We start from the raw sequence: 26,385 nt of genomic DNA, 5'->3' as shown, positions 1-26,385 counted from the left end.
CCTACTGCGAAAGCCGGTCCCGCAGTTCGCGTTTGAGCACCTTGCCGTAGCTGTTCTTCGGCAACTCGTCGATGTACAGGTAGCGCTTCGGGCGCTTGAACCGCGCGATGCGCTCCAACAGATGCGCGTCGAGCTCGGCCTCGGCGGCCGTGCCCACGATGAACGCCACGACCACCTCGCCCCACTCCTCGTCGGGCGCGCCGACCACGCATGCCTCGGCGACGTCGGGGTGGGTGATCAGCGCCTCCTCGACTTCGCGAGGGTAGATGTTGCTTCCGCCACTGATGACGACGTCCTTGCTGCGGTCACGCAACGTCAGGAAGCCGCGACCGTCGAACGACCCCATGTCGCCGGTCCGCAACCAGCCGTCCTGCAGCGTGGCGGTCGTCGCGTCGGGGTTGTTCCAGTAGCCCGACATGACGACGTCACCGCGGCAGGCGATCTCGCCGACTTCGTCGACGGCAGCTGGATTGCCGTCGGCCCCAAGGACTGCGACGTCAACCCCGGACCGCGCGTACCCGACTGACCCAAGGGTCGCGTCATCGGCATCCAGGTGGTCGGCCCGCCGCAGACCCGTGATCGTCATCGGCGCCTCGCCCTGCCCGTACAGCTGCACGAAGATCGGGCCGAAGGCCGCCATCGCCTTCTTCAGGCTGTCGACGTACATCGGGCCACCGCCATAGACGATGGTGCGCAGGTTGTCGGGGCACGGCCGACCGGTCTGCACGAGGCGTTGCACCATGGTCGGAGCCAGGAAGCTGCTGCAACCGGGATGGTGTGCGCACAGGTCGAGGAACTCGTCGGGCTCGAACGCCGCCGACTCCGGAATCACCTGGCGTGCGCCGCGCAGCACGTACGGGATGATGTACATCCCGGAGCCGTGCGACATCGGCGCGCCATGCACCAGGCTGCAGTTCTCGTCGGGATCGTCGAAGTCGGCGAGGTGCGACACCGTCATCGCCATCAGGTTGCGATGGGACAGCATGGCGCCCTTGGACTTTCCGGTGGTCCCGCTGGTGTAGAACAGCCATGCCAGCGCGGCGGGGTCGGTGTTGCGGGGCACGTCTGCGAGCTCGCCCGATAGCCTGATCTGATACGCGTCGTCGGAGATGACCTCGATGGGCGTCGCGGTGTGCGAGCTGAGTCCCGCCGCGATCTTGGGCGACGCGAAAACCATCGCCGCACCGGAATCGTCGAGGATCTGCACCATCTCGAGCGCGTGCAGTTTGAAGTTGATGGGGACGACGACGCACTCCGCCGCCCACGCCGCGAACATGAGTTCTACAAGCTCCGGGCGGTTCTCGCTCGCGACTGCGATCCGCGTACCGGCCGGATACCCACTGCGGATCGAAGCCGCCAGCCGCAGGGCGCGGTCGCGCAGTTCGGCCCAGGTGTGCAGCTGCTTCGTCCCGAGGTAGATCGCACCGCGGTCGCCGTGCCGGGCCGCCGTCTGGTCGAGCAGGGCGAACAGGTTCACCGGGCGACCCACTCCGACGACAACGCGAAGTCCGACAGATACTTCGTCGACGTCCAGCCGCCGTCCACGACGATGGTCTGTCCGTTGATGAAACTGCCTCCGTCAGAACACAGGAACGCGATCGTGCTCGCCAGGTCCTCGACGCGGCCGAGGCGCGGATACGGCGTCATCTCGGTGTTGATCTTGCGGAACCGTTCGTCCTCCAGCCGATGCTCGACCATCGGGGTGATGGTCACGCCGGGCGCCACCGCGTTGCAGCGGATGCCCTGCGGCCCGTACTGGCAGGCGATGTGGGTGGTCAGCGCCGTCAGCCCGCCCTTGGCTGCGGAGTACGCGCCGCCGCGCAATCCGCCGACAACGGCGAAGGTCGACGTGACGTTGATGATCGCCGAGCCCGACTGCATGTGTGGAATCACGTCGCGCGCCAACCGGAATGGGGCGCGCAGCATCAAACCCAGGAAGTAGTCGAGGGATTCGTCGTCGGTCTCGTGCAGCGGCTTGGGGCTGCCGACGCCCGCGTTGTTGACCAGGAAGTCGATGCGGCCCCATCGTTGCACCGCAGCGTCGACGACGCGCGCAGGGCCGTCGTCGGCGACGAGGTCGACGGAGAGGGTGGCCAGCCGGTCCGGGGCGACCCCGGCGTCCGTTGCGGCCTTGGCGAATTCGGCGAGCCGAGCTTCGTCGCGTCCGGTGCCCAGCACCGCCATCCCCGCCTCGGCAAGCTTGACGGCGGTGCCGAAGCCGATGCCGCTGCTGGCGCCCGTGACGATCGCTACCTGCATCTCACTCATCCACCTTCGGTCGTAAGCGCCGCTCTGATCCGATGCTTCAACACTTTTCCCGCGTCGTTCTTGGGCAGCGCCTCCCAGATAGCCACGCGCTCGGGCACCTTGAACTTCGCGACGCCATGCCTTTCGAGGAACTCGCGCAGCGCGGCGACGTCCGGGCCGGGTTCTGCAACCGGAACGACCACCGCACACGCCCGCTCGCCCGTGCGGGCATCGGGAAGCCCCACCACTGCCACCTCGGCGATGTCGGGGTGGCCGATGAGGATGTCCTCGACCTCCTTGGGCGAGATGTTCTCCCCGTTGCGGATGATGATGTCCTTGGCCCGGCCGGTGACCACCAGCGCGTCACCGGCCCAGGTGCCGATGTCGCCGGTGCAGAAGTAGCCGTCGCAGTCGAACGATTCGGCCTCGTCCTCGGGGTGCAGGTAGCCGACGAGCATCTGTGCGCCTCTTGCGTGGATCTCCCCGGTCTGCCCGCCCATGCCTCCGGGGTCACGTGCGACCAGCCAGACGTCGGCGATTCCCGGCCGTCCGTCGGTGTCGGCCGCGGCCTCGGCGTCGTCGAGCGCACCGACCGTCGTCACGGGCACCTCGGTGGATCCATAGACCCTGCTGACTGCTGCCCGCTCGAAGTAGCCTGCGGCCCTTCGGATCAGCGACGGCGGGACCGACGCACCCCCGCAGATGAACACCTTGAGCTGAGGCAGCCGGGTCTGTGCACTTTCGGCGGCGGCCAGCAGCTGCTGCAGGAAAGGGGTGGCCCCTGCCATGTGGGTGCAGCCGTGCGTCCGCATGAGCGCGACCGCTTCATCGGCGTTCCAGGTCTCCATGAGGACCGCCGTCGTTCCGAGCAGCAGCGGCAGCTCGAAGGCGTAGATCGAGCCGCCGATGTGGGCGATGGGCGAGGGCACCAGGAAGGTGTCGCCGGGGTCGATGCGCCAGTGCGCGCCGAGTTGCCGGATGAGGGCGTGGATCGAATTGTGCGTGTGGAGTACGCCCTTGGGCCTGCCGGTGGTGCCCGACGTGTACATGATCATCCGGACGGCGTCCGGGTCGAGCGTCGCGACGGGCGCTTCCGGGCCGCCCACGAACAGCTCGGCGTAGGCGGTGTGCGGGCCGGGCGCTGCGCGCACCACCACGACTTCCGGCGGCGCGTCGAGCGCGTCGGTGACGCGGCTCAGCATCGCGGCGTAGTCGTGGCCGCGGAATTCCGCGGGCACGAAGATCATTCGGCTGTCGACGTCATCGAGGATGAAGCGCAGCTCATGGTCGCGCAGCGACGGAAGAATGGGGTTGACCACCATCCCGGCCAGCGTCGCCCCGAGGTAGACGACGGCGGCCTCGTGCCAGTTGGGCAGCATGAACGACACCACGCTGCCGACGGGCATGCGGTCGCTCAGAGCCGCGGCCAACGCTTGCGCCCGGCTGTGCAACTCGCGGCAGTCCAACCGGACGTCGCCATCGACCACGAGCACGCGCGCGGGTGCGATTCGCGCGGCGTCGCGCAGTGCATCGGCCAGCGTGGTGTGCACCCAGTGGCCCTTCGCGTACGCCTCGGCGGCACGGTCGTCGTTCCACCGGATAGACAGTCCGCCAACCGATTTCCGGTCGCTGCCGTCGCGGGTCATGGTCGCCACGTCCACCTAAGCCTTCACGCGTCGCATGGTCATCGAGTACCGGAACCGGGACGATGGATGGGTGTTGATGGTGACCTGGGCGATCTCCCCGTCCGAAGTCGTGTAGGTGCGCCGCATCTCGAGCGCGGCGCTGCCCGCATCGACCTTCAACTCGGCCGCCAGCTTCGTGGAGGCGACGACGGCCGCGATCTCCTGATGGACCTCGACGACGCTGACCCCGAACAGATCCTCGATGAGCGGGAAGATCGGTCCGTTGTGGCGTTGCAACAGCCGCCCGACCGCAGCGAAGGCCCGGTTGACGTAGTACTCGGTGTGACAGATCGGTTCCGGCGTGCCGTCCGCCCGTCTGCTGCCCCGCACGACGAGCCACTCCGAGCCGACGGGCAGCCCGGTGTGCGCCGCCGTCGCCTCGTCGAGGGTCGCCATGGCGTTGTACTCGATGTCGAACTTCGCCCCCGCCGCGAATGCCAGCAGGTCGTTGATCGACATCACTTCCTGCGCATAGGAATTGGACGCCGCACGAGCGATCACCATGGTGCCCGCACGCGGCCGCGACGAGACGAGGTTGTCGTCGCGCAGCCTGCGCAGGGCCTCCCGGACGGTGTAGCGGCTGACGCCGAAACGCTCGCACAACTCGTGCTCGGTGGGCAGCTGGGTGCCGACCGGATAGACCCCGTCGACGATGTCCTTGCGCAGGATGCGCGCCACCTGCAGGTAGCGATGATCCGCGGGGGTCCCCAGCTCTGCCGTCATGTGCGATCCCGTCGCAATGAGAGCACGCTGCCCTCGCCGTCGGCCGATACGTACAGCGTGCCATCGGGACCCGCGGCGATGCCCGCGAATGGACCCTGCGGTCCGGAGAACGGCGGCATGCCCTTCAGCGGCTTGGGCACCACGCCGGGCGGCGGGCCCACGGGCAGCCCAGACGCGAGCGTGGTGCGCGCGCCGGTGGCCGGATCGAAGGCGATGACGGCCTTCTCGCCGGCGTCGACGATGAACAGCGCCCCGCCGGTGGCCAGGATGCCCTGCGGGCGGCCCAACCCGTCGACGACGGGCTCGACACCCGACGGCGTCACCCGAACCACCCGACCCGCACCGGATTCCGCGACCAGCACGTCGCCGTCGGGGGTGACGGTCACTCCGACCGGGTCGGCGAGGCCGGTGGCGAGCACGTCGACGTGGCCGCTGGCGTCCACGCACACCACCCGCCCGGTGCCCTGTTCGGCGGCGACGATGCCGCTTGGCGCGATGGCGACTCCGTACAGCTGGTCGAAACCGTCTGCCAGGAAATCGGTTTCGTCGGGACCCGGCCGGTAGCGGCCGATCTGCCCGCCGGAGGTGGTGACCACGAACTCGCCAGGCCCCGACGGCACCAGTCCGCGCAGGAAGCCCGGATAGCCGGGCGAGAACAGCATGCCGACGGTCTCCAGCGCACCGTCCTGCGCCACCGCGTAGAAGTAGGTGCCATCTGCCACGTACAGCCGGCCATCGTGGCCGACCGCGAGGTCCAGCGGCCAGTTCAGCGCGCCGGGCAGCGTCGTGCGCGTGGCACCGACACCGACGATCTCCGTGATCTCGCCGGTGAAGTTCGAGACGAACAGCCGTCCGTCGACGAAGGTGCAGTTGTCCAGTCCGGGATTCAACTGGGCCATCACCCGCTGCTCACCGGTACGGGGATCGATGCGAAGCACCTGACCGCTGGCCACCTGGGTGGAGACGATGAACCCCTCGGCGTCGAACTTGACCGAGTCGGGGACCCCGAGTCCGGTGGCGACGGTCTCCGGGACGCCGCCGTCGGGGTCGATGCGCCAGATCTCGTTGGCGCCCATCACGGGGAAGTAGAGCAACCCGTCTGGTCCGACCTCCATCGCATTGGGCGACGGCAGGTTCTCGGCCAGAATGCGCGGCGGCCCTCCGCCCAAGTCGAACTCCATGAGCCGCCCGCCCTCGCGGCACTCGCCGATGAACAGCCGGTCCCGGTGGAACGTGATGCCGTTGGCCGACGGGACGTCGTCGCGCAGCACCCGGGTGCTGCCCGTCGTATCGCGCAGGCTGACGCGTCCGTCCATGACCTCCGTCGCGACGAGGTTGCCGCGGGAGTCGAAGGCGACGTCATCGGGGGCGATGATGTCGCCGCCCTTGGCGCTGATGGTCTCGACGACGCCGGTGTCGACGTCGAGCGCACTGATCTGGCTGCCGGTGACCTGTGCGATGTAGATGCGGCCGTCGGGGCCGGTACGCAGGCCGTTGGCCCCGAACAGCCGGCTTGGCGCGGTGAGGCGTTCGAGTTGCCAGCCGTCGGCCACCTCCGGCTGCTGGGTAGCGGCGTAGCGGCTCTGGTACGTGCCGGTAGTCATCGCTGGCACGATAGCAACTCCGATTAGTCCAGACAATAAGTTCGAACGAATCTCCGTCGGCCCTTGACGCGCAGCTAGCCGGTGGAGAATCATGCTCTCCAAATGGTGCACATCACTATCTTGTCCGGACAATTGCGGACTGGCGAGCATCGGCGCGAGTGATCGCGACAAGAGAGAAATTGGAGAAAGTCCCCAGTGGCCGTCAAGGTTTACGAGCGAATCCTGCAGCTGTTCGAGGCTGAGGGCATCAACACGCTGTTCGGCATCCCCGACCCGAACTTCGTCCACATGTTCCACGCCGCCGAGGAGCGGGGCTGGACCGTCGTGGCGCCGCACCACGAGGAGAACGCCGGCTTCATGGCCGAGGCCGTGTCGCGCATGACCGGTAAGCCCGGGCTGGCGATCGGCACGCTGGGCCCGGGGTTGGCGAACCTCGCCGGTGCCATCATGTGCGCCAAGGTGGAGAACTCGCCGGTGATCTTCCTGGGCGGCCAGCGCGCCCGCATCACCGAGCAGCGCGTCCGCCGCGGTCGCATCCAGTTCGTCTCCCAGGCGCCGCTGCTGGCGCCGTCGGTGAAGTACTCGGCGAGCATCGAGTACGCCGACCAGACCGACGAGATCGTGCGCAACGCCCTTCGCATTGCACAGACCGGCACCCCCGGCCCGGCCTACATCGAGTACCCGTCACACGTCATCCTCGAGGAACTCGACGTTCCCGAGCCGCTGCCGCCCGAGGCCTACCGGCTGGTGAACCAGGGCGCCAGCGCGCAGATGATCGAGCGCGCAACCGAACTCATCCGCAAGGCCGAGCAGCCGATCCTGCTCGTCGGGCACGCCGTACACACCAACCGGGCAGGCGAATCCGTCGAGGCGTTGGCGAAGCTGGTGAACTGCCCGGTGGTTCAGACCTCCGGTGGAACGTCGTTCATCAAGGGTCTCGAGGACCGCACCTTCCCCTACGGTTTCTCGCCGTCGGCGGTCGACGCGGTGGTCAAGTCCGACCTCGTCGTCGCGATCGGCACCGAACTCGGTGAACCGGTGCACTACGGCAAGGGCAGGCACTGGCTGGCGAATGAGGCCAACCGCAAGTGGATCAGCATCGAACTCGACCCCACCGCCATTGGCGTCAACCGACGCATCGACGTGCCGCTCGTCGGCGACCTGCGCGCGATCGTGCCGCAGCTCGTCGACGCGCTGAAGGACTCACCTCGAGCGGCCACCCCCGAACTCGCGGGGTGGATCTCCGACGACGCGGCCCGGATCGCCGAGCTCGCCGAGAATGCCCCCGGCGGAACGCCTTTGCACACGGCGCGGTTCGTCGTCGAGGCCACCAAGGCGTTCCCCGAGGACGGCATCATGGTCCGCGACGGCGGCGCCACGGTGATCTTCCAGTGGACCTACTCGCAGGCCAAGCCCCACGACGTGGTGTGGAACCAGAACTTCGGGCACATCGGGACGGGCCTGCCGTATGCGGTCGGCGCGTCGGTGGCCGACGGCCGCAAGAAGCCGGTGATGCTGCTGACCAGCGACTCGTCGTTCATGTTCGCCATCGCCGAACTGGAAACCGCTGCACGACTGAACCTTCCGCTGGTGTGCGTGGTCGGCGTCGACAACCAGTGGGGCCTCGAGGTCGGCGTCTACAAGCGGACCTTCGGCCAGGGCTCCCTGGAGACGGGCGTGCACTGGAGCAAGGACGTGCGATTCGACAAGATCGCCGAGGGCTTCGGGTGTCGCGGGGAGTACGTCGACAAACCCGAGGAACTCGGGCCGGCGATCGAACGGGCCTACGCGAGTGGAAAGGTCACCGTCATCCACGTGCCAATCGACCCCAAGGTCAACTCGGAGGAGATGCCGAGCTACGACGAGTTCCGAACGTGGTACGCAGAAGGCACCCAATGATGCACCGCGACGCTAGGAGCGAAAATGCGTAGCTACCTCAAGTTCTACATCGACGGCCAATGGGTGGACCCGGTCGAGCCGCGGACGGCCGACATCGAGAATCCCGCCACCGAGCAGGTGGCCGGCCATATCTCGATCGGCTCGGCCGCCGACGTGGACAAGGCGGTGAAGGCCGCCCGGCGCGCGTTCGCAACGTGGTCGGTGACGACTGTGGAGGAGCGGCTCGAAGTACTGAACGCGATCCTCGCCGAGGCGCAGAGTAGGGCAGCGGAGCTCGCTGAGGCCGTCACCGAGGAGATGGGCGCGCCCGCAGGTCTGGCATCGGGGCCCCAGGTGGGGCTGCTGTTCGGTCACCTCACGACGGCCATCGAGTCGTTGAAGTCGTTCCCGTTCGTCGAGCATCGCGGCGCCACCACGATCGTCAAGGAGCCGATCGGCGTCTGCGGCCTGATCACGCCATGGAACTGGCCGCTCAACCAGATCGCGGTCAAGGTCTTCCCGGCGCTGGCCACCGGCTGCACGTCGGTGCTCAAGCCGTCCGAGGTGGCGCCGTTCTCGGCGCAGATCTTCGCCGAGATCCTGCACACGGCAGGCGTTCCCGCGGGTGTCTTCAACCTGATCCAAGGTGACGGGCCCGGCGTCGGGGTGGCGCTGGCCAGTCACCCCGATATCGACATGGTGTCGTTCACCGGGTCGACGCGCGCCGGCATCGAGGTGGCCCGCAACGCCGCCCCGACCGTGAAGCGAGTCGCCCAGGAACTCGGCGGCAAGAGCCCGAACATCGTGCTCGACGACGCCGTGTTCGCCAAGAGCGTGAGCTCGGGCGTGGTGACGATGTTCGGCAACTCCGGACAGACGTGCAGCGCACCGTCGCGGATGCTGGTGCCCGCCGCCCGCATGGAGGAGGCCAAGGAAATCGCAGCTGCGGCCGCCGCCGGTGTCGACATCGGTGATCCGAACAGCGGATCGACTGTGGGACCGGTGGTTTCGGGCACTCAGTACGAGAAGATCCAGGCGCTGATCCAGAAGGGCATCGACGAGGGTGCCACCCTGGCGGCCGGCGGTACGGGAAGGCCCGACGGGCTGGAAACCGGGTACTACGTCAAGCCGACGGTGTTCGCCGACGTCACCAATGACATGACGATCGCCCGCGAGGAGGTCTTCGGTCCCGTCCTCGTGATCATCGGTTACGACGACCTCGACGACGCCGTCGCGATCGCCAATGACACCGAGTACGGACTGGCGGGTTACGTGTCCGGCGAGGACATCGACACCGCGCGCGCTGTGGCGAGCCGGATACGCGCGGGTTGGGTGGCGATCAACCACGCCTTCGACTTCAGTTCCGCGTTCGGGGGCTACAAGAAGAGTGGCAACGGTCGCGAGTGGGGCGATATCGGCTTCCACGAGTACCTCGAAACGAAGTCGATCCTGGGCTACGGAGAGTAGATGGGAGACCTGCTCGACCTCGCGGGTCGCATCGTCATCGTCTCCGGCGCCGGTGGCGGAGGCATCGGCACGACGGTCACGGCGATGGCCGCGCGGGCCGGAGCCACCGTCATCGCGGTCAGCCGACGCCAGGAGAACCTCGACGAGCACGTGGGACCCCTTGCCGAGCAAGGCCTTCCGGTGATCACGGTGGCGGCCGACGCGTCGACCGACGATGGGATTGCCACCGTCATGCAGCAGGTGGAGCGGACTTCGGCGGCCACCGAGGCCCGGCTCTACGGGCTGGTGAACGTTGCGGGAGGGGCGGCGCCGGACACCTGGATGCCGTCGACGCGGGTGACCCGGGAGGACTGGCGGGCATTGTTCGCCGCCAACCTCGAGACGGCGTTCTTCACCAGCCAGGCCGTCGCCTCGAAGCTGGTCGCCGACGGACTGCCCGGGTCGATCGTGTCCGTCTCGTCGATCAGCGGGATGAACACGGCGCCATTCCACATCGCCTACGGCACGGCGAAGGCCGCCGTCGTCGCGATGACGCGGACCATGGCCGTCGAGCTGGCCGACTCGGGTATTCGGGTCAACGCGGTGGCACCCGGGGTCACCGAGACCGCGGCGTCGGCCACCTACGTCGACGAGGACCCCGACCGCGACCGCACGGCGATCGCGATGGGTAGACGAGGCACCCCAGAGGAGCAGGCCGGCGCCATCCTGTTCCTGCTGTCGGACCTGTCCGGATACGTCACGGGCCAGACGCTTCTCGTCGACGGCGGGCTGAACCTCAAGTGGACGCACCTTGGGGCCGACAACACCTCGTTGTTCCTCAAAGACGATTCCTTCCGCAGCAGCATCAGCCGGCTCTGAAAGGACTGTGTGAGATGACCGATATCGACAATCGCCCCGAGGCCGAGCCCGCCGAGGAACTGGCCGACCCGGTGACCATCGGCGTCGAGGCATACATCTCCGAGGAGTACGCACGCAACGAGCGGGATCGGTTGTGGCGCAAGGTGTGGCAGCAGGCCGGCCGTGTCGAGGACATCTCCGAAGTCGGCAGCTACCTGACGTACGACATCCTCGACGACTCGATCATCGTCGTGCGCACCGGGCCGAACGAGTTCGCTGCCCACCACAACGTCTGCATGCACCGTGGCCGCAAGCTCGTCGACACGGCGGCTGGCGCCAAGAACGCGCGCGGCAAGGCGCGCAAGTCGTTCGTGTGCGGATTCCACGGCTGGACGTACGGGCTGGACGGTGCATGCACCCACATCCGTGAGCAGGACGACTGGAAGGGCGCACTGACGCCGGAGAACACCCACCTGCGTCCTGTTCGGGTCGACACCTGGGGCGGCTGGGTGTTCATCAACATGGATCCCGATTGTGAACCGTTGGCGGACTACCTCTTTCCCGCGGCCAAGATCCTCGATCCGTTCGGCTTGGAGAACATGCGCTTCAAATGGCGCAAGTGGTTGAACTTCGACTGCAACTGGAAAGTCGCGATGGAGGCCTTCAACGAGACCTACCACGTCTTCACCACCCATCCCGAGTTCAACAAATTCGGCGAGTTCAAGGGCTGGGCCAAGGCGCAGGGCAAGCACAGCAACATCGGCTACGACGCGCCGAAGGGGATGGACGAGACCAAGTCCAAGATCCGCCTCGGTACCGGCGATCCGCGCATCTCGACGGCCGAAATGCAGATCTACACAATGGAAGAGACCAACGCCACCACCACCAACACGCTCGTCAACGCGGCCAAGCGGCTCGTCGACGAGCTCCCCGAGGGCACGCCCGCCGACGAGGTACTTCAACACTGGCTGACGTCGGCCCGCAACGACGACGCGTCGCGCGGGGTCGTCTGGCCGACCATCCCCGCCGACATCCTCGGCCAGAGCGGCACGGCATGGCAGATCTTCCCCAACTTCCAGGTCGGCCAGGGGCTGACCAGCGCGCTCTGCTACAGCGCGCGGCCCGACCCGAGCTATGACCCCAACAAGTGCATCTTCGAGGTGGCGGTGTTCGAGCTCTATCCCAAAGGTCAAGAGCCCGAGACGGAGTGGGTCTACACCCCGGTGGGCGATCCAAACTGGCTTTCAGTGCTGCCGCAGGACTTCTCGAATATGGCGGCCGTGCAGCAAGGCATGAAGTCACTCGGCTTCCCAGGCACCAAACCCAACCCGTACCGCGAGCGCAGCACGGTCAACCTTCACACCCAATTGGCGAAGTACATGGGTACTGGCGCCCCCACGGAGCTTTGAGGAGCACTATGACGATCGAGAATGCCTGCGGGCCGACGGATACCCCGGAGGACGTGGACATCCCGGCGTTGCAGGAGAAGTACGCCGCCGAACGCGCCAAGCGGCTGCGGCCCGAAGGCGGTTCGCAGTATTTGGAGCTCGAAGGCGATTTCGCCGAATTCTACGAGGTCGATCCCTACACGACGGTGACCGAGCGCGGCCCGATCGTCGAAGACGCCGATGTCGTCATTCTCGGCGGCGGCTTCGCCGGACTGCTGGCCGGCGCGTATCTCAAGAAGGCCGGCGTCGAAGGTATCCGCGTCATCGAGATGGCCGGCGACTTCGGTGGGGTGTGGTACTGGAACCGCTTCCCCGGAATCCAGTGCGACAACGACGCTTACTGCTACATCCCGCTGCTCGAAGAGCTGGACTTCATGCCGTCGAAGAAGTTCGCAGACGGAGCCGAGATCTTCCAGCATTGCCGCAACATCGGCAAGCACTTCGGCCTGTACGACGGCGCGCTGTTCTCGACCCAGGTGCGTGAATTACGTTGGGACGACGCGAGTGAGCGCTGGCGAATCACCACCGACCGCGACGACGACATCCGGGCGCGGTTCGTCGTCATGGCACAAGGCTCATACAACCGCCCCAAGCTGCCAGGAATCCCAGGGATCAAGGACTACAAGGGGCACGTGTTCCACTCCGCGCGCTGGGACTACGACTACACCGGCGGTGATGCGGATGGCGGCCTGCACAAGCTGGCGGACAAGCGCGTCGCACTCGTCGGCACCGGCGCCACCGGAATTCAGTTGGTACCGCACCTCGGCCGCGATGCCCAGCAACTCTTCGTATTCCAGCGGACGCCGTCTTCGGTGGACGCGCGCACCAACCCTCTGACCGATGCCGACTGGGCCGCCTCACTGCAGCCGGGCTGGCAGGAGGAGCGCAAGCGCAACTTCCACAACTGGTCGCCGTTCGTCGGCGTCGTGTTCGGTGAGCCGGATCTGGTGTGCGACTTCTGGACTGAGCTCGGCCGCAACCTGACTGCCCGCATCGCGGGCGTCGACGACCCCGCATCGGTGACCATCGAGCAGATCATGGCGTTCCGGGAAGAGGAAGACTACAAGATCATGGAGCGGCTGCGCCGCCACGTCGGCAAGATTGTCGACGACCCAGACACCGCCGAGGCGCTCAAACCCTACTACCGGTTCATGTGCAAGCGGCCGTGTTCCAGTGAGCAGTACCTCGCCACCTTCAACCGCTCGAACGTCACGCTCGTCGACGTGTCCGCGTCCAAGGGGGTGGAACGGTTGACCGAGAAGGGAATCGTCGCCGACGGAGTGGAATACGATGTCGACTGCATCATCTTCGCCAGTGGCTTCGAGATCTCGACGGAGCTCAGCCGCCGGTACGCGATCGACCAGATCGTCGGCCGCGACGGGCTCTCGCTCTTCGACTACTGGCAGGACAATTACAAGACCATGCACGGAATGACGAGCCGCGGCTTCCCGAACGAGTTCTTCATGGGCTTCATCCAGGGCGGCGTCTCGGCCAACACCACGGCGATGTTCGAGCAACAAGCCAAGCACATTGCGTACATCATCGCTGAGGCACAGGCCCGAGGTGTGACGACCGTCGAGCCGAGCCAAGCAGGTCAGGACAACTGGGTGAACACCGTCCGGGAGCTTTCGATCGACAATTCGGCTTTCGAATTATCATGCACCCCTGGTTATTACAACAATGAGGGCCGCGGCGGTGGTGAAGGCAACGGCTCCTTCCTTGGCGACTTCTATTCGCCGGGCTTCTACGAGTTTGACGACCTGCTGGCGGCTTGGCGCGACAAGGGCGACCTCGACGGACTGGAGCTAAGCAAGTGACTTCTGTGACGACACTGGCAACCAGGGACATCGCGCCCGAGATCGGCACCGAGGTCATCGCGGAGAAGTCCGTGCTGCTGTCGGGCGAACATGCCGCGACCATCCGGGAGCTGCTCGAAACCCGTGGCGTGTTGGTGTTTCCGAAGCTCGGGTTCACCGACGAGGAACAGGTCGCGTTCACCGAGACCCTCGGCACGTTCGCTCCGGAGAACAGTGGCGAGAAGCTGTACAAGGTGTCGTTGGACGAGGACGTCAACAAGCAAGCCGACTACCTCAAAGGGTCGCTGTACTGGCACCTCGACGGCACCATGAACGAGGTGCCGATCCTGGCGTCGCTGCTGCAGAGCGTCGCGCTGGGCAATGAGGACGAAGGTGACACCGAGTTCTGCAGCACGTACGCGGCCTACGACTCGCTGTCCGATGAGGACAAGGCCGAGCTCGAGTCGCTGCGGGTGATGCACTCGGCGTGGAACACGCTGTTCTACTACCAGCCCGAGCCCGACATCCGCACGCTGAAGCAGATGCAGGCGATCGGTGACCGGGAGCTGCCGCTGGTGTGGACGCACCGTTCGGGCCGCAAGTCGCTGGTGCTCGGCGCTACGGCGCGCCACGTCATCGACGTGGACTACCGCAAGAGTGCGGAACTGCTGGTGCGGCTTCGTGATTGGGCCACCCAGCCTCGGTTCGTCTACCGGCACAAGTGGTCGGTGGGGGACCTGGTGATTTGGGACAACACCGGCACCATGCATCGGGCGACGCCGTACGACCCCACTTCGGGGCGGCTGCTGCAGCGCACCAAGCTCGCCGGTGAGGAGCCGTTCGCCTGACATGTCCCCAATTGACCTGAGCTTCGACGGGCGCGTCGCCGTGGTTACTGGCGGCGGGCGCGGCCTTGGCCGCGAGTACGCGCTTCTGCTGGCGGGCCGGGGTGCGAAGGTCGTCGTCAACGACGTGGGTGGCAGCCTCACCGGAGACGGCGCCGACGACGGACCAGCCGCTGCAGTGGTGGATGAGATCCGCACTGCCGGAGGCAATGCCGTCGCCAACACCGACTCGGTGGCCACCGCCGAGGGTGGCCGCGCGATCGTCGACGCGGCGTTGGAGCACTACGGCCGCATCGACGTGCTGATCCACAACGCGGGCAACGTGCGCCGCGGCTCGCTCAAGGACATGTCCTACGAGGACTTCGACGCGGTGCTCGACGTGCACCTGCGTGGCGCATTCCACGTCGTGCGCCCGGCCTTTCCACTCATGTGCGACGCAGGCTACGGCCGCATCGTGCTGACGTCGTCGATCGGCGGGCTGTACGGCAACCAGGGAGTGGCCAACTATGCCGCGGCCAAGGCTGGCATCATCGGGCTCACCAACGTGGTGGCGCTCGAGGGCGCCGCCGAGGGCGTGCGATGCAACGCGATCGTCCCCGGCGCGGTGACGAGAATGGCCGAGGGACTCGATATCTCGTCCTATCCGCCGATGGGGTCCGACCTGGTGGCGCCTGCGGTCGGCTGGCTGGCCCATGAGACGTGCTCGGTAACCGGCGAGCTGTTCGTGGCCATCGCGGGCCGCATCGCGCGGGCGTTCATCGCCGAGACGCCGGGGGTGTACCAGCCGTCCTGGTCGATCGAAGACGTCGGCGAACACCTCGACGCGATCCGCGACGACACTGCGCCGCTGGTGTTTCCGCCCGTCCCCGACGGACACGCCGACCACATCCGGTACAGCTTCGGGATGGGCGCCGGCCATGGCTGAACCGAACGGCCCGCTGCACGGGGTGCGCGTGGTGGACCTCACCGCGATGGTGATGGGCCCGTACTGCACGCAAATCATGGCTGACATGGGCGCTGACGTCGTCAAGGTCGAACCGCCGGACGGCGACAACACCCGCTTCATCTCGGTCGGCCCGGCGCCGGGGATGAGTGGTGTGTTCGTCAACGTCAACCGGGGAAAGCGCAGCGTCGTACTGGATCTGCGCACCGAAGCGGGCGCTGACGCACTGCGCGCGCTCATCGAGCGGGCCGACGTCTTCATTCACTCGATGCGGGCCAAGGCCGTCGCGAAGCTCGGCTTCGGCTACGACGACGTGGCTGCCATCAACCCGAACATCGTCTACACCAACTGCTATGGCTACGGCCGCCGCGGTCCTGAGGCCGACCGGCCTGCCTACGACGACACCATCCAGGCCGAGTGCGGCCTGCCCGCGGTGCAGGAGCAACTCACCGGTGAGGCCAACTACGTCGGAACGATCATGGCGGACAAGGTCGCCGGGCTGACCGCGCTCTACGCGACGATGATGGCGCTGTTCCACCGGGAACGCACCGGCGAGGGACAGGAGGTCGAGGTCGCCATGTTCGAGACCATGGCGTCCTTCATGCTCGTCGAGCACGCCAACGGCGCCATGTTCGATCCGCCATTGGGGCCGGCCGTGTACCCGCGTACCGTCGCGCCGAACCGCAGGCCGTACCAGACGAAGGACGGCTCCATCGCGGCGCTGATCTATAACGACAAGCACTGGAACGCATTCATCGCGGCCGTCCAACCCGCCTGGAACAGCGAGCTTTACGCGACGTTGGAGCGTAGGGCAAAGCAGATCGACGTGGTCTACGGCCTGATCGCCCAGACGCTGTTGGAACGCACCACCGGCGAGTGGCTGGAGCTGTTCCGCGAGCTCGAGATTCCCGCCGCGCCCATCCAGACGCCCGACGCCCTGTTCGACGATCCGCACCTCAACGCCGTCGGCCTGTTCGAGACGGTGCAGACCAAGTATGGGGCGGTGCGAATTCCCGGTGTGCCGACGTGGTTCTCGCGCACGCCGGGTCGGGTCAGGGGTTTCGCCCCCGAGTTGGGTGCCGACACCGCCGAGGTGCTAGCCGAAGTGGACTCCCTGAGCGAGCGGGAGCTCGGAGCTGTAGTTGACGGTGTTGGTGGCGCGCCGCATGTAGGCCTTCCACGAATCGGACCCTGATTCGCGGCCGCCACCGGTCTGCTTCTCGCCGCCGAACGCGCCACCGATCTCCGCACCCGACGTGCCGATGTTGACGTTGGCGATGCCACAATCCGACCCGTCGGCCGCCATGAATCGCTCGGCTTCGCGCATGTCGGTGGTGAAGATCGCCGACGAAAGCCCCTGCGGGACGGCGTTGTTCAGTGCGATGGCCTCGTCGAGGTCGTCGTAGGTGAGCACGTAGAGGATCGGTGCGAACGTCTCGTCGTGCACCACCGCCGTCTGCGCGGGCATCCGGACCACGGCGGGGCGGACGTAGTAGGAGCCTTCGCCGAGGTCCACGTGGTCGCCACCGACGACGTCACCGCCGTCGGCCTTGGCCAGCTCGAGTGCCCCGACCATGTCGCGGTAGGAACGCTCGTGGATCAGCGGTCCGATCAGGGTGCCGTCGGCTGCGGGGTCTCCGACGGGCAGGCTGCGGTACGCCGCGACGATCCGCTCCACCAAGGTGTCCACCACCGAGCGGTGCGCGATCACCCGGCGCATCGTGGTGCAGCGCTGGCCTGCAGTGCCCGCCGCGGAGAACACGATGCCGCGCACCGCGAGGTCGAGGTCGGCCGACGGCGTCACGATCGCCGCGTTGTTGCCGCCGAGTTCGAGCAGCGCCTTGCCGAACCGCTGCGCGACGCGGGGGCCGACCTGCTGGCCCATCCGCACCGAACCGGTCGCCGACACCAGCGCCACGCGCGGGTCATCGACGAGCTGCTCGCCGAGCTCGCGGCCGCCCTGGATCAGTCGGCTGACGGTCTTGGGCGCGCCAACATCGTCGGCGGCCCGTTCGATCAGCGCCTGGCAGGCGATCGCGGTGAGCGGGGTGAGCTCCGAGGGCTTCCACACGACGGTGTCGCCGCAGACGAGCGCGATGGCGGTGTTCCACGCCCACACCGCGACCGGGAAGTTGAAGGCGGTGATCACGCCGACCACGCCCAGCGGGTGCCACGTCTCCATGAGCCGGTGGCCCGGCCGTTCGGAGGCAATGGTCTTTCCGTACAGCTGACGCGACAGGCCGACGGCGAACTGGCAGATGTCGATCATCTCCTGCACCTCACCGAGTGCCTCGGAGGTGATCTTGCCCGCCTCGACCGTGACGAGCGTGCCGAGATCGGCCTTGTGCTCGATGAGAAGTTCGCCGAGCCGCGCCACCAGGGCGCCGCGCACCGGTGCCGGCGTGGTCCGCCACGTGGCGAACGCCGCCGCAGCGTCGGCGATGGCCGCCTCGGTCTCCGCCGGGGTGGTCTCGGTGACGCTGAACAGCACGTCACCGGTGATCGGCGTGCTCGCAGGCACGCCCGCTGCGCCCGGCTCGCCGAGCTCCACATGAGCGCCAATGGCCTGTAACGCAGCGCGCACCCGGTCACGCAGGTCGTCGGCCGTGGGCAACGGGGTGGTCTTCATGCTGGTCATGATGCCGCTTTCTCGTAGAGGTCGTAAGGGTCGTGGATGTAGTGGCCGATCGCGCCCGCCATCCAGTCGAGGCTGTAGTCGGATCCGTGTGGCGCGTCGACCGCGTCGGCGTCGTGATCGAGGTTGGACCGGAAGATCCCAGCCGCCGACGCAGGCAGGAAGTCCTCGTACACAACGGGTTTGGCAGGGTCACCGCCGCGGTAGTAGGCCAGTCCCTGCGCCGCGAGCTCGGCGTCGGTGGCGGGGAAGTACCGATCCCACACGGCGGCCGGGTCCTCATGGGCCATGGCCGCGTCGTAGCGCTCCCGGCCGGCCCGGGTCAGGGCCACGCCGCGGGCCTCGACCTCGCCGAACCGCACCCGCAGGCTGCCCTCGGTGACGGTGCCCTCGGGATCGCGGAACCGCCGCGGTTCGGCCAATGCTCGAAACGACGTCTGCCGCAACAGCACGTCGGGCCCATTCGTCTGCGGCGGGCCCTCAATGGTGCCGAGCATGACGACGCCCTTGGCCACCATCCGCCGGTACAACTCGTCGATGTCGAGCACCCGCGGGGTGAGGTGGTTGATGTGGGTAGTCCGCACTCCGGCGATGTCGGCGGCCACCGCGGAGACCTGGGACAGCTCGGTGTACCAGCTGGTGTCGATCGGGTCCCGGGACAGTCTGAACGCCGCCGTCGCACGCGTGACGAAGTCATCGGCCTCGGCGGCAGGGGCGCCGCCCGCGGCGGCGATGCGGCGCGCGTCGGCGATGAGCTCGGGGTCGAACAGGTGTCGGGCGGCAAGGAAGCGTTCCACCCTGACGCGCAGGTCGGCGTCGAAGAACCGCGCGTCGGCGGTGGCCAGCATCGAGGTGAAGACGCGGAATGGATTGCGGTCCAACTCGATTGCGTCGATGGGCCGGAATGCCGTGCACACGACTGGCACGGGAGAGGCAGCCTCGCGTAGGTCGTAGTAGCCCACCGGGTACATGCCGAACGCCGAGTAGAGGGTGGCCACGTCGGCGAGTTCCCGCACGTTGCCAACGCGGATCGCGCCGTGCCGCTCGGCGGTGACCCGCCCCAGCGAGCCAAGCCGGTCGGTGGAGGCGCAGTTGCGGTTCACGTCGGTGCTGACGTCGACCAAGGTGTTGTAGGCAGGCACCTCGGCGCCGTACATCGCTGACAGCGCGGCGGCGAATCTGGCGCGCAGCTCCCAGGTTTGGACGTGCGCGCTCATCGGATCGCTCGTCCGCGATAGTCTCCGGCCATGACGGATGCCGACGAACTCGACGACATCGACCGGGCCCTGGCCCGCGCGTTGGTGGCCGACGGGCGGGCGACGCTGGCCCAGCTCGCAACGAGCGTCGGCCTGTCGGTATCGGCCGTCCAGTCGCGGGTGCGCAAGCTCGAATCGCGCGGGGTGGTGACGGGGTACCGGGCCAAGATCAATCCGGAGGCAGTAGGAAACATGCTGTCGGCGTTCGTCGCCATCACCCCTCTCGATCCGTCTCAACCCGATGATGCTCCCGCCCGGCTCGAACACATCGATGCCATCGAGTCGTGTCACTCGGTGGCGGGGGACGAGAGCTACGTCCTGCTGGTACGTGTTCGCTCGGGCAGAGCGCTTGAAGAGCTTCTGCAGCAGATCCGGACGACAGCTAACGTCCGCACCCGAAGCACCATAATCTTACAGACTTTTTACGATGGACGCGACTTCATACCGTAATTGTTCCTGTGTATGTGTCGATAGACCGTAAATAATACGTTAGGATGGCGGTATGACCGCTGTCCTCCGGCCTCGCGTAGCCGACCCCGCCCTCGGTCCCGACGACGTGCACGAGGTGCTGCGCCGCAGCATCCTGGCCGACGGCCTCGACTTCGTGCTCGACGTCGAGCGCTCCGTGGGCTCATACCTGGTCGACGCCCGCACCGGCGAGCGGTACCTCGACATGTTCACGTTCTTCGCGTCGTCCGCGCTGGGCATGAACCACCCGGCGCTGGCCGGCGATCCCGACTTCCGTGCCGAACTCGCGGCGGCGGCCGTCAACAAGCCGAGCAACTCCGACGTCTACAGCGTGCCGATGGCGCGCTTCGTCGACACCTTCTCCCGGGTGCTCGGCGACCCGGCGCTGCCGCACCTGTTCTTCGTCGACGGTGGCGCGCTCGCGGTGGAGAACGCGCTCAAGGTCGCGTTCGACTGGAAGAGCCGGCTCAACGAGTCCCGCGGGATCGATGCCGCGCTGGGCACCAAGGTGCTGCACTTGCGCGGCGCTTTCCACGGCCGCAGCGGGTACACGCTGTCGCTGACCAATACCGACCCCAACAAGGTGGCGCGCTTCCCCAAGTTCGACTGGCCACGCATCGACGCGCCCTACCTGCGCCCCGGCGCCGACATGGACGCGCTCGAGGCCGAGTCGCTGCGGCAGGCGCGGGCGGTCTTCGAGGCGCACCCCCACGACGTCGCCTGCTTCCTCGCCGAGCCCATCCAGGGTGAAGGTGGGGATAGGCACATCCGCGGAGAGTACTTCGCCGCGATGCGCGAGCTGTGCGACGAGTTCGACGCGCTGCTAATCTTCGACGAAGTACAGACCGGTTGCGGCATGACCGGAACCCCTTGGGCCTACCAGCAATTGGGCGTGACGCCAGACGTCGTCGCGTTCGGCAAGAAGACTCAGGTGTGCGGCGTGATGGCCGGCGGACGCGTCGACGAGGTCGCCGACAACGTCTTCGCGGTGAGCTCGCGCATCAACTCCACCTGGGGCGGAAACCTGACCGACATGGTCCGCTCCCGGCGCATCCTCGAAGTCATCGAGTCCGACGGACTGCTGGCGCACGCCGCCGACGCGGGCCGCTACCTGCTCAACCGGCTCCAGGAGCTGGCCGCCGAGTTCCCGACGCTGGTGCTCGACCCGCGCGGGCGTGGGTTGATGTGCGCCTTCAGCATGCCGACCGCCGAGCAGCGTGACGCGCTGGTGCGCCGGCTGTGGGACCAGCACGTGATCATGCTGGCCAGCGGGCCCGACAGCGTTCGGTTCCGGCCTGCGCTCACTGCGTCACGGCAGGAGCTCGACGCCGCAGTGGACGCCGTGCGCACCGCGCTCAGCTGACGCGGGGCGTCACCAGCCGTCGGATCATCGAGCCGAGCCGAGTCAGGTCTTCACCGCCGACCAGAACGCATCCGTGTTGCTCAGCGAGTTTGCGTGCGGCGGGCGTGAAGTCGTGATTCGTCACCACCATGGTGTGCGCACAGTCGTGCATCGCCGCGCCGGCCACCACCTCCTGCACCGCACCCGCGCCGACCGGTCGGGACTGACGCTTGCATTGGATCGCTAGCCGATCCGGTCGCCGTCCGACGACGAGGTCGACTCCGAAGTCGCCCGTCACCGGCGTCATCATGACCGGTGCGCCACTGGCGCGAGCGATGCGTGCGACGTGGTCCTCGAACTCGATCCCGGACATCTGGTCGCTGGCCGCCTGTTCGCCAGCACCGGGGGTGCCGGCGCCGCGGAGCAGGCCCAGCAGGAAGGCCGGTAGCGCGGGCGCGAGCACGGCGACCGCGACGCTGTAGGGGAGGCTCAGGCCGAGAAGGTGCGCGCCCACTCCCGCCGTGACGGCGACCACGGCATAGACCCTCCACACGGCCCGAATGTTATGCCGTCGCACCGACACCGAATTTCCTCGCCGAAAGTACGGATGTTTACGGCCTTACTCGAGGTTTGCGTACAACAACCGTACTTTCGCCGGCCGCCGAATTGGTGCTAAGGCAGCAGTCTCGCTCGGGTGACGATTGCTTGGTGCGCCAGTGCTCATCGCAACTCGTCGTCGCGACGGAGGTGCTGGCTGCAGGACGGCTCACACGCCGCGACCTGAGCCGGCGGTACACGAAGCTGTACCGCAACGTGTACGTCCGCAATGGAGTCGAGCTGACGGCGCTCGACTGGGCGTATGCCGCATGGCTGTGGTCGGGGCGGACGGCGACGGTGGTCGGCCACTCGGCGGCGGCGCTGCTTGGCAGTCGGTGGATACCAGTCGATGCCCCAGTTGAACTCGCCCACTCCCGCAAGGTGGCCGCGCCCGGCATCCTCGTGCGGAGCGACGAGATACGGGCCGACGAGGTCTGCTCGATCGACGGGATCGAGTGCACCACTGCCGCAAGAACGGCTTACGACCTCGGTCGGCGGCTACCGTTGGAGACCGCGGTGATCCGTATCGACGCGCTGCTCAATGCGACCGGGGGCACCCCGGCTTCGGTCGAGGACATTGCCCGAAGCCATCCCGGCGCCAGGGGCATACGACGGTTGTGGGCTGCGCTGGATCTGGTCGACGCCGGTGCCGAATCGCCGCAAGAGACACGACTGCGACTCCTCCTCGTGCAGTCTGGGCTACCGCGCCCCGTGACGCAGATCCCGGTGACCAACCAGAGGGGCCGGGTGGTCAGGCGGATCGACATGGGTTGGCCCGACTGGAAGGTTGGCGCGGAGTATGACGGCGAACAACACTTCACGAACCCCGACGACTACTCCAACGACATCGAACGCCTGGAATTCCTTGCGGCAAAGGGGTGGAAGATCGTGCGGGTGAGCTCCAAGCAATTGCGCTATCAGCGAGCCAAGGTGGTAGCACGCGTGCGATTAGCCCTGCGGGAGAGAGGTTTTCCCGACTGACAAGCTCATCGAAAGTACGGTTGTTCGCGGGGTTACTCGCAGTTTGCGTACAACAACCGTACTTTCGGCGGAGAGATTACTGGAGGGCGCGCCACACTCGGGCGGGCGTCATCGGGAGCTGACGCATCCGTGCGCCGCACGCCCGGGCGATCGCATTGGCCAGGGCAGGGGCGACCGGGTTGTACGGCGACTCGCTCATCGACTTGGCGCCATGCGGCCCCAGCGCGTCGTAGGTGTCGGCGAAGTACACCTCGGTCGGCGGAACGTCGGCGAGCTGTGGAATGTGGTAGTTGCGCAGGTCCTTGGTGGTGACGGCCCCGTCGGGGCCCACCAGCATCTCCTCGTACAGCGCCGAGCCGATCGCCTGGGCGACACCACCCTCGACCTGGCCGCGGCACTGCTCGGGGTTCATCACCACGCCCGCGTCCGCCGTTTGGACCGACTGCAGGATCCGCACCTCGCCGGTCTCGACGTCGACCGCCACGCGGAAGGCCTGCACGTTGAACGCCACCGATCGGGGTGTTCCGTCGTGACGGCCACGGCCGACCAGCGGCGCCGAGCCGCCTGCCGCCAACTGGTCCCGCAGGTCTCGGCAGGCCGCCTGCACCGCAAGCCCGGCGACGACGGTGCCCGCCGAGCCGAAGGCACCCGTGTCGTACTCCGTTGCGTCGGTATCGGATTGGCGCAAGTGGACGCGGTCCATGGGCACGTTCAGCTCGGTGGCAACCAGCTGCGCGTGCACCGTCGACGTGCCGTTGCCGAATTCCGCAGTGCCGACCGACAGCGTGTACCCGCCGTCGGTGTCGAGTGAGACCGACGCGTCGGCGTAGTGGCCGCGTGGGGGGATGGTGGCGATCATGGCGACCGCCATGCCCTCTCCGACGCGCCACTGCGGCCCGTCCGGCGCCGCCACGCCGTTGCCCACCGCCAACGCATGCTCTGCGAGGTCGAGGCATTGGTCGAGGCCGTAGCTGCCGAACGTCAGATCGTCGTCGGCCACGTGCGAATCCGTGAACGCGTCACCAGGCACGACGACGTTGCGGCGGCGCAATTCGAACGGGTCGATGCCGAGCTCCAGCGCCAATTCGTCGAGCGCCGACTCGACGGCGAAGATGACCTGACCGAGGCCGTAGCCGCGGAACGCGCCCGACGGAATGTTGTTGGTGTACACGGCTTGTGCGTCGACCCGCTTGTTCGGACACCGGTACACCGACACCGATTCGCCGCAGCCGTGGAACATCACGCCCGGGCTGTGGTTGCCGTAGGCCCCCGCGTCGGTCAGCACGTCGACGGCCAACGCGGTCAGCACGCCGTCCGTTCCTGCCGCGACGGTCGCGTCGACGCGGAACGGGTGGCGACACGGCGCGGCGACGAACTCGTCGGACCGGGTGAAGTCGTAGCGCACCGGTCGGCCCAACCGCAGCACCGCCAACGCGACGAGGTCCTCGGTGAGCATCTCCTGCTTCCCACCGAAGCCGCCGCCCACCCGTCGGGTGAACACGTGCACCTGCTCGCGGTCGAGGCCGAACACGTGGCACAACTCGTCGCGCACCAGGAACGGCACCTGCGAACTCGTGCGGATCACCAAGCGGCCCCGCTCGTCTCGCCAGCCCGTGCAGCCGTGCGTCTCCAGGTGAGCATGTTGCACGCGTTGCGTACTCCACCGACCGCGGATCACCGCGCCCCCCGACGCTTCGGCCGCCGCGATACCGGCATCGAGATCGCCTACGCCCCCGTGTAATTCGGCGACGATGTTGCGGCTGGTGTCGGAGATGCGCGCGTCCGCGCCCTTGTCGCCGTGGACCAGTGGGGCGCCGGCAGAGCGTGCGACGTCGGGGTCGAAGACGGCGGGCAGCGGCGTGTACTCCACCCGGATGGCCCGGCATGCCGCTTCCGCAGCGGCCATGTCGTCGGCTACGACCGCGGCGACGCGCTGCCCCACGAACCGGACGGTGTCGTCGAGCACGTATGAGTCGTCGGGGTCGTCGAGCCTGCTGTCGTGCCGCGCCGTCGAGAAGGCGACGGGTGGGCTGTCGTGGTGGGTGAGCACCAGGTGCACACCCGGAATGCGTTGCGCCGCAGCGGTGTCGAGCGACGCGATCTTCGCGTGTGGCACCGGGCTGCGCAGCACGGCCATGTGCAACAGTCCGGCGGGGGCGTGGTCCATCGTGTACTGCTCAGTGCCGGTGACGACGCGGATTCCGGCGGGGGCGCCGACCGAGTCGCCCGCAACACCGGCCTTCTTGGTGTTGACCGCACCGCCGAGGGCGTCGGTGATCGCTCGGTAGCCCGTGCAGCGGCACAGATTGCCCTTGAGCTGCTGGGGGAGATCGTCAAGCTGGGCGGGAGTCAATGCCGACGTCGTGGTCACCATGCCCGCCGTGCAGAAGCCGCACTGGAACCCCGCCGCCTCGACGAAGCGGCGTTGCATCGGATGCAGGTCGTCGGGTGTGCCCAGCCCGGCAACCGTCGTGACCTCCCGATCCGCCGCGCGGTACGCGGGGTACACGCACGAGTGCACGGCGGCGCCGTCGACCAGGACCGAGCACGCGCCGCAATCGCCTGCGTCGCAACCCTTCTTGACGTCGAAGCGACCGTGCTCGCGAAGGAAGGTGCGCAGGCACTGCCCGGCTCGCGGTTGGCCCGCCACGGGTTGACCGTTGACGATCACGACAACTCCGCCCGCACCTGCTCGGCGAGCAACAGCGCCATCGCGCGACGCCAGTCCGGGTCGCCGTGCGGATCGTCGGTCCACGCGTCGTCAGGGATGCTCGCATGCGCCGCCCTGACGGCGTCGGCGTCGGGGACGGACGCAAACGTGAACACCGCGGGCCGCACCGTGGCCGCCGTGATCGACAACGTGAATCCGCCTCCGTCGCCAGGGGTGTCGCGCCGCGCGATCACCACGATTCCGGAGCGGCCCAGCGGGGAGGGAGCCAGCTTGCGGTACGCGGTGCGCGCGCGCAGTGGCGCGGCGGGAAGGTGAATCGACCGGAGCACGTCGTCGGCGGCCAGCACGTTGGTACCCGCACCGGTGACGAAGTCGGTGATCGGCACGCGGTAGTCGTCGCCGTCCGATCGCCATACCTCGAGCTCGCCGCCCAGCGCCGAGGCCAACGAGATCATCGACCCGGCGGTGAACGACAGGCAGACGTTGCCGCCGACCGTCGCGGTGCGCCAGATCTTGAACGAGGCCAGCAGTGCGGTGCAGCACTGGTGGAACAGGGGTGCGGCCTGCCACTGCGGCCTGGCCGCGGGCAGCGTCGTCGACAGTTCCGAGACCTGAGCCAGCGGGCACGTCGCGGCGAGCTCGATGCCGTTGTCGCTCAGCGTGATCGGTGGCCAGCCGAGCGACGTGAGGTCCACCAGGCGGCGCAGGTGGGGTTGCGGTTCGGAGAACAACCACGTGCCACCGGCCAGCACCGCGTCGCCTGCCCCCAGCGGCCACAGTTCGGCCCTGGTGCGTGGCGTGACGACCGCCTCCACCGTGTTCAGGTCCACCTGTTGACGGTAGTCAAGGCCCGCGCCGCGTGCATGGCGGAACGCGTGCCCCGAATCATCTGCAACTCGGGGGTTGCATAAACCGACGACGATGTGCAATCGTGGAGTTGCACATCAAGACCACGACCCCCG

21 protein-coding genes are annotated in these 26,385 nt (G+C 67.5%); 11 read left to right on the top strand and 10 right to left on the bottom strand.

What is annotated here, in order from left to right:
- Position 1: 1 nt before the first annotated feature.
- Genes SLQ33_RS23850 through SLQ33_RS23830 form a run of 5 tightly spaced genes read right to left on the bottom strand, consistent with a single transcriptional unit; the run spans position 2 to position 6,259 of the window.
- Positions 2-1,477: a long-chain fatty acid--CoA ligase gene (locus SLQ33_RS23850; protein ID WP_319456357.1), complete on the bottom strand. Its 1,476-nt coding sequence runs from the start codon at positions 1,475-1,477 to the stop codon at positions 2-4.
- On the bottom strand, positions 1,474-2,259 hold the full coding sequence (locus SLQ33_RS23845; protein ID WP_319456572.1) for an SDR family oxidoreductase: 786 nt from the start codon (positions 2,257-2,259) through the stop codon (positions 1,474-1,476). The genes SLQ33_RS23850 and SLQ33_RS23845 overlap by 4 nt, the downstream gene beginning before the upstream one ends.
- A 5-nt stretch (positions 2,260-2,264) precedes the next feature.
- Complete coding sequence (locus SLQ33_RS23840; protein WP_319456571.1) at positions 2,265-3,893, bottom strand: AMP-binding protein; 1,629 nt, start codon at positions 3,891-3,893, stop codon at positions 2,265-2,267.
- Between the two features lie 15 nt (positions 3,894-3,908).
- Positions 3,909-4,655, bottom strand: coding sequence for a GntR family transcriptional regulator (locus SLQ33_RS23835; protein WP_319456356.1), 747 nt, complete (start codon positions 4,653-4,655; stop codon positions 3,909-3,911).
- Positions 4,652-6,259 (bottom strand): SMP-30/gluconolactonase/LRE family protein, encoded by a 1,608-nt coding sequence (locus SLQ33_RS23830; protein ID WP_319456355.1) that lies wholly within the window; start codon positions 6,257-6,259, stop codon positions 4,652-4,654. Before SLQ33_RS23830 ends, SLQ33_RS23835 begins: the two co-directional genes overlap by 4 nt.
- Before the next feature lie 195 nt (positions 6,260-6,454).
- Between SLQ33_RS23830 and SLQ33_RS23825 the strand changes: the two genes are divergently transcribed.
- From SLQ33_RS23825 to SLQ33_RS23790, 8 genes are read left to right on the top strand one after another with little or no spacing between them, the layout of a single operon-like run.
- A complete protein-coding gene (locus SLQ33_RS23825; protein WP_319456354.1) occupies positions 6,455-8,158 on the top strand; it encodes a thiamine pyrophosphate-binding protein in 1,704 nt (567 codons plus the stop codon).
- A 24-nt stretch (positions 8,159-8,182) separates the two neighbouring features.
- Positions 8,183-9,604: an aldehyde dehydrogenase family protein gene (locus SLQ33_RS23820; RefSeq protein ID WP_319456353.1), complete on the top strand. Its 1,422-nt coding sequence runs from the start codon at positions 8,183-8,185 to the stop codon at positions 9,602-9,604.
- Complete coding sequence (locus SLQ33_RS23815; RefSeq protein WP_319456352.1) at positions 9,605-10,462, top strand: SDR family NAD(P)-dependent oxidoreductase; 858 nt, start codon at positions 9,605-9,607, stop codon at positions 10,460-10,462.
- A 14-nt stretch (positions 10,463-10,476) separates the two neighbouring features.
- Entirely contained in the window at positions 10,477-11,850 is a 1,374-nt protein-coding gene (locus SLQ33_RS23810; RefSeq protein WP_319456351.1) for an aromatic ring-hydroxylating dioxygenase subunit alpha, read from the top strand.
- 8 nt (positions 11,851-11,858) lie between these two features.
- Positions 11,859-13,706: an NAD(P)/FAD-dependent oxidoreductase gene (locus SLQ33_RS23805; RefSeq protein ID WP_319456350.1), complete on the top strand. Its 1,848-nt coding sequence runs from the start codon at positions 11,859-11,861 to the stop codon at positions 13,704-13,706.
- Positions 13,703-14,533 (top strand): TauD/TfdA family dioxygenase, encoded by an 831-nt coding sequence (locus tag SLQ33_RS23800; protein WP_319456349.1) that lies wholly within the window; start codon positions 13,703-13,705, stop codon positions 14,531-14,533. The genes SLQ33_RS23805 and SLQ33_RS23800 overlap by 4 nt, the downstream gene beginning before the upstream one ends.
- A 1-nt stretch (position 14,534) precedes the next feature.
- Entirely contained in the window at positions 14,535-15,455 is a 921-nt protein-coding gene (locus SLQ33_RS23795) for an SDR family NAD(P)-dependent oxidoreductase (protein ID WP_319456348.1), read from the top strand.
- Positions 15,448-16,668, top strand: coding sequence for a CoA transferase (locus SLQ33_RS23790; protein WP_319456347.1), 1,221 nt, complete (start codon positions 15,448-15,450; stop codon positions 16,666-16,668). The genes SLQ33_RS23795 and SLQ33_RS23790 overlap by 8 nt, the downstream gene beginning before the upstream one ends.
- Here the strand turns inward: SLQ33_RS23790 and SLQ33_RS23785 are convergent.
- Together SLQ33_RS23785 and SLQ33_RS23780 are read right to left on the bottom strand one after the other, a co-directional pair.
- Complete coding sequence (locus tag SLQ33_RS23785; protein WP_413467751.1) at positions 16,570-18,111, bottom strand: aldehyde dehydrogenase family protein; 1,542 nt, start codon at positions 18,109-18,111, stop codon at positions 16,570-16,572. The two genes, SLQ33_RS23790 and SLQ33_RS23785, sit on opposite strands and share 99 nt — an antisense overlap.
- Positions 18,108-19,325, bottom strand: coding sequence for a VOC family protein (locus SLQ33_RS23780; protein WP_319456346.1), 1,218 nt, complete (start codon positions 19,323-19,325; stop codon positions 18,108-18,110). Before SLQ33_RS23780 ends, SLQ33_RS23785 begins: the two co-directional genes overlap by 4 nt.
- A 30-nt stretch (positions 19,326-19,355) precedes the next feature.
- On the opposite strand from SLQ33_RS23780, the gene SLQ33_RS23775 reads away from it, so the two are divergent.
- A complete protein-coding gene (locus tag SLQ33_RS23775; protein ID WP_319456345.1) occupies positions 19,356-19,814 on the top strand; it encodes an Lrp/AsnC family transcriptional regulator in 459 nt (152 codons plus the stop codon).
- 52 nt (positions 19,815-19,866) lie between these two features.
- Positions 19,867-21,195 (top strand): L-lysine 6-transaminase, encoded by a 1,329-nt coding sequence (gene lat / locus SLQ33_RS23770; protein ID WP_319456344.1) that lies wholly within the window; start codon positions 19,867-19,869, stop codon positions 21,193-21,195.
- Here lat and SLQ33_RS23765 read toward each other — a convergent pair.
- Positions 21,188-21,736, bottom strand: coding sequence for a restriction endonuclease (locus tag SLQ33_RS23765; RefSeq protein ID WP_413467756.1), 549 nt, complete (start codon positions 21,734-21,736; stop codon positions 21,188-21,190). The genes lat and SLQ33_RS23765 overlap by 8 nt on opposite strands.
- A gap of 146 nt (positions 21,737-21,882) precedes the next feature.
- Here SLQ33_RS23765 and SLQ33_RS23760 point away from each other — a divergent pair, with 146 nt between their 5' ends.
- Positions 21,883-22,752: an endonuclease domain-containing protein gene (locus tag SLQ33_RS23760; protein WP_319456342.1), complete on the top strand. Its 870-nt coding sequence runs from the start codon at positions 21,883-21,885 to the stop codon at positions 22,750-22,752.
- A 76-nt stretch (positions 22,753-22,828) separates the two neighbouring features.
- Here SLQ33_RS23760 and SLQ33_RS23755 read toward each other — a convergent pair whose 3' ends face one another.
- On the bottom strand, positions 22,829-25,423 hold the full coding sequence (locus tag SLQ33_RS23755) for a molybdopterin-dependent oxidoreductase (RefSeq protein WP_319456341.1): 2,595 nt from the start codon (positions 25,421-25,423) through the stop codon (positions 22,829-22,831).
- The gene (locus SLQ33_RS23750) at positions 25,420-26,253 is read right to left on the bottom strand and encodes an FAD binding domain-containing protein (protein ID WP_319456340.1); all 834 of its coding nucleotides are present in this window, start codon (positions 26,251-26,253) and stop codon (positions 25,420-25,422) included. The genes SLQ33_RS23755 and SLQ33_RS23750 overlap by 4 nt, the downstream gene beginning before the upstream one ends.
- Between the last annotated feature and the right edge of the window lie 132 nt (positions 26,254-26,385).

The sequence above is a fragment of the Mycobacterium sp. RTGN6 genome, assembly GCF_033804605.1.
Taxonomy (GTDB): Bacteria; Actinomycetota; Actinomycetes; order Mycobacteriales; family Mycobacteriaceae; genus Mycobacterium.
This window is presented reverse-complemented; position numbering and strand designations above follow the sequence as displayed.

Bases quoted from the DNA above. Each gene is read 5' to 3' on its own strand.
- SLQ33_RS23835 (WP_319456356.1), bottom strand. From the start codon at position 4,655: ATGACGGCAGAGCTGGGGACCCCCGCGGATCATCGCTACCTGCAGGTG.
- SLQ33_RS23805 (WP_319456350.1), top strand. From the start codon at position 11,859: ATGACGATCGAGAATGCCTGCGGGCCGACGGATACCCCGGAGGACGTG.
- SLQ33_RS23780 (WP_319456346.1), bottom strand. From the start codon at position 19,325: ATGAGCGCGCACGTCCAAACCTGGGAGCTGCGCGCCAGATTCGCCGCC.
- SLQ33_RS23785 (WP_413467751.1), bottom strand. From the start codon at position 18,111: ATGACCAGCATGAAGACCACCCCGTTGCCCACGGCCGACGACCTGCGT.
- lat (WP_319456344.1), top strand. From the start codon at position 19,867: ATGACCGCTGTCCTCCGGCCTCGCGTAGCCGACCCCGCCCTCGGTCCC.
- SLQ33_RS23775 (WP_319456345.1), top strand. From the start codon at position 19,356: ATGACGGATGCCGACGAACTCGACGACATCGACCGGGCCCTGGCCCGC.
- SLQ33_RS23830 (WP_319456355.1), bottom strand. From the start codon at position 6,259: ATGACTACCGGCACGTACCAGAGCCGCTACGCCGCTACCCAGCAGCCG.
- SLQ33_RS23795 (WP_319456348.1), top strand. From the start codon at position 14,535: ATGTCCCCAATTGACCTGAGCTTCGACGGGCGCGTCGCCGTGGTTACT.
- SLQ33_RS23820 (WP_319456353.1), top strand. From the start codon at position 8,183: ATGCGTAGCTACCTCAAGTTCTACATCGACGGCCAATGGGTGGACCCG.
- SLQ33_RS23810 (WP_319456351.1), top strand. From the start codon at position 10,477: ATGACCGATATCGACAATCGCCCCGAGGCCGAGCCCGCCGAGGAACTG.
- SLQ33_RS23815 (WP_319456352.1), top strand. From the start codon at position 9,605: ATGGGAGACCTGCTCGACCTCGCGGGTCGCATCGTCATCGTCTCCGGC.
- SLQ33_RS23845 (WP_319456572.1), bottom strand. From the start codon at position 2,259: ATGCAGGTAGCGATCGTCACGGGCGCCAGCAGCGGCATCGGCTTCGGC.
- SLQ33_RS23840 (WP_319456571.1), bottom strand. From the start codon at position 3,893: ATGACCCGCGACGGCAGCGACCGGAAATCGGTTGGCGGACTGTCTATC.
- SLQ33_RS23790 (WP_319456347.1), top strand. From the start codon at position 15,448: ATGGCTGAACCGAACGGCCCGCTGCACGGGGTGCGCGTGGTGGACCTC.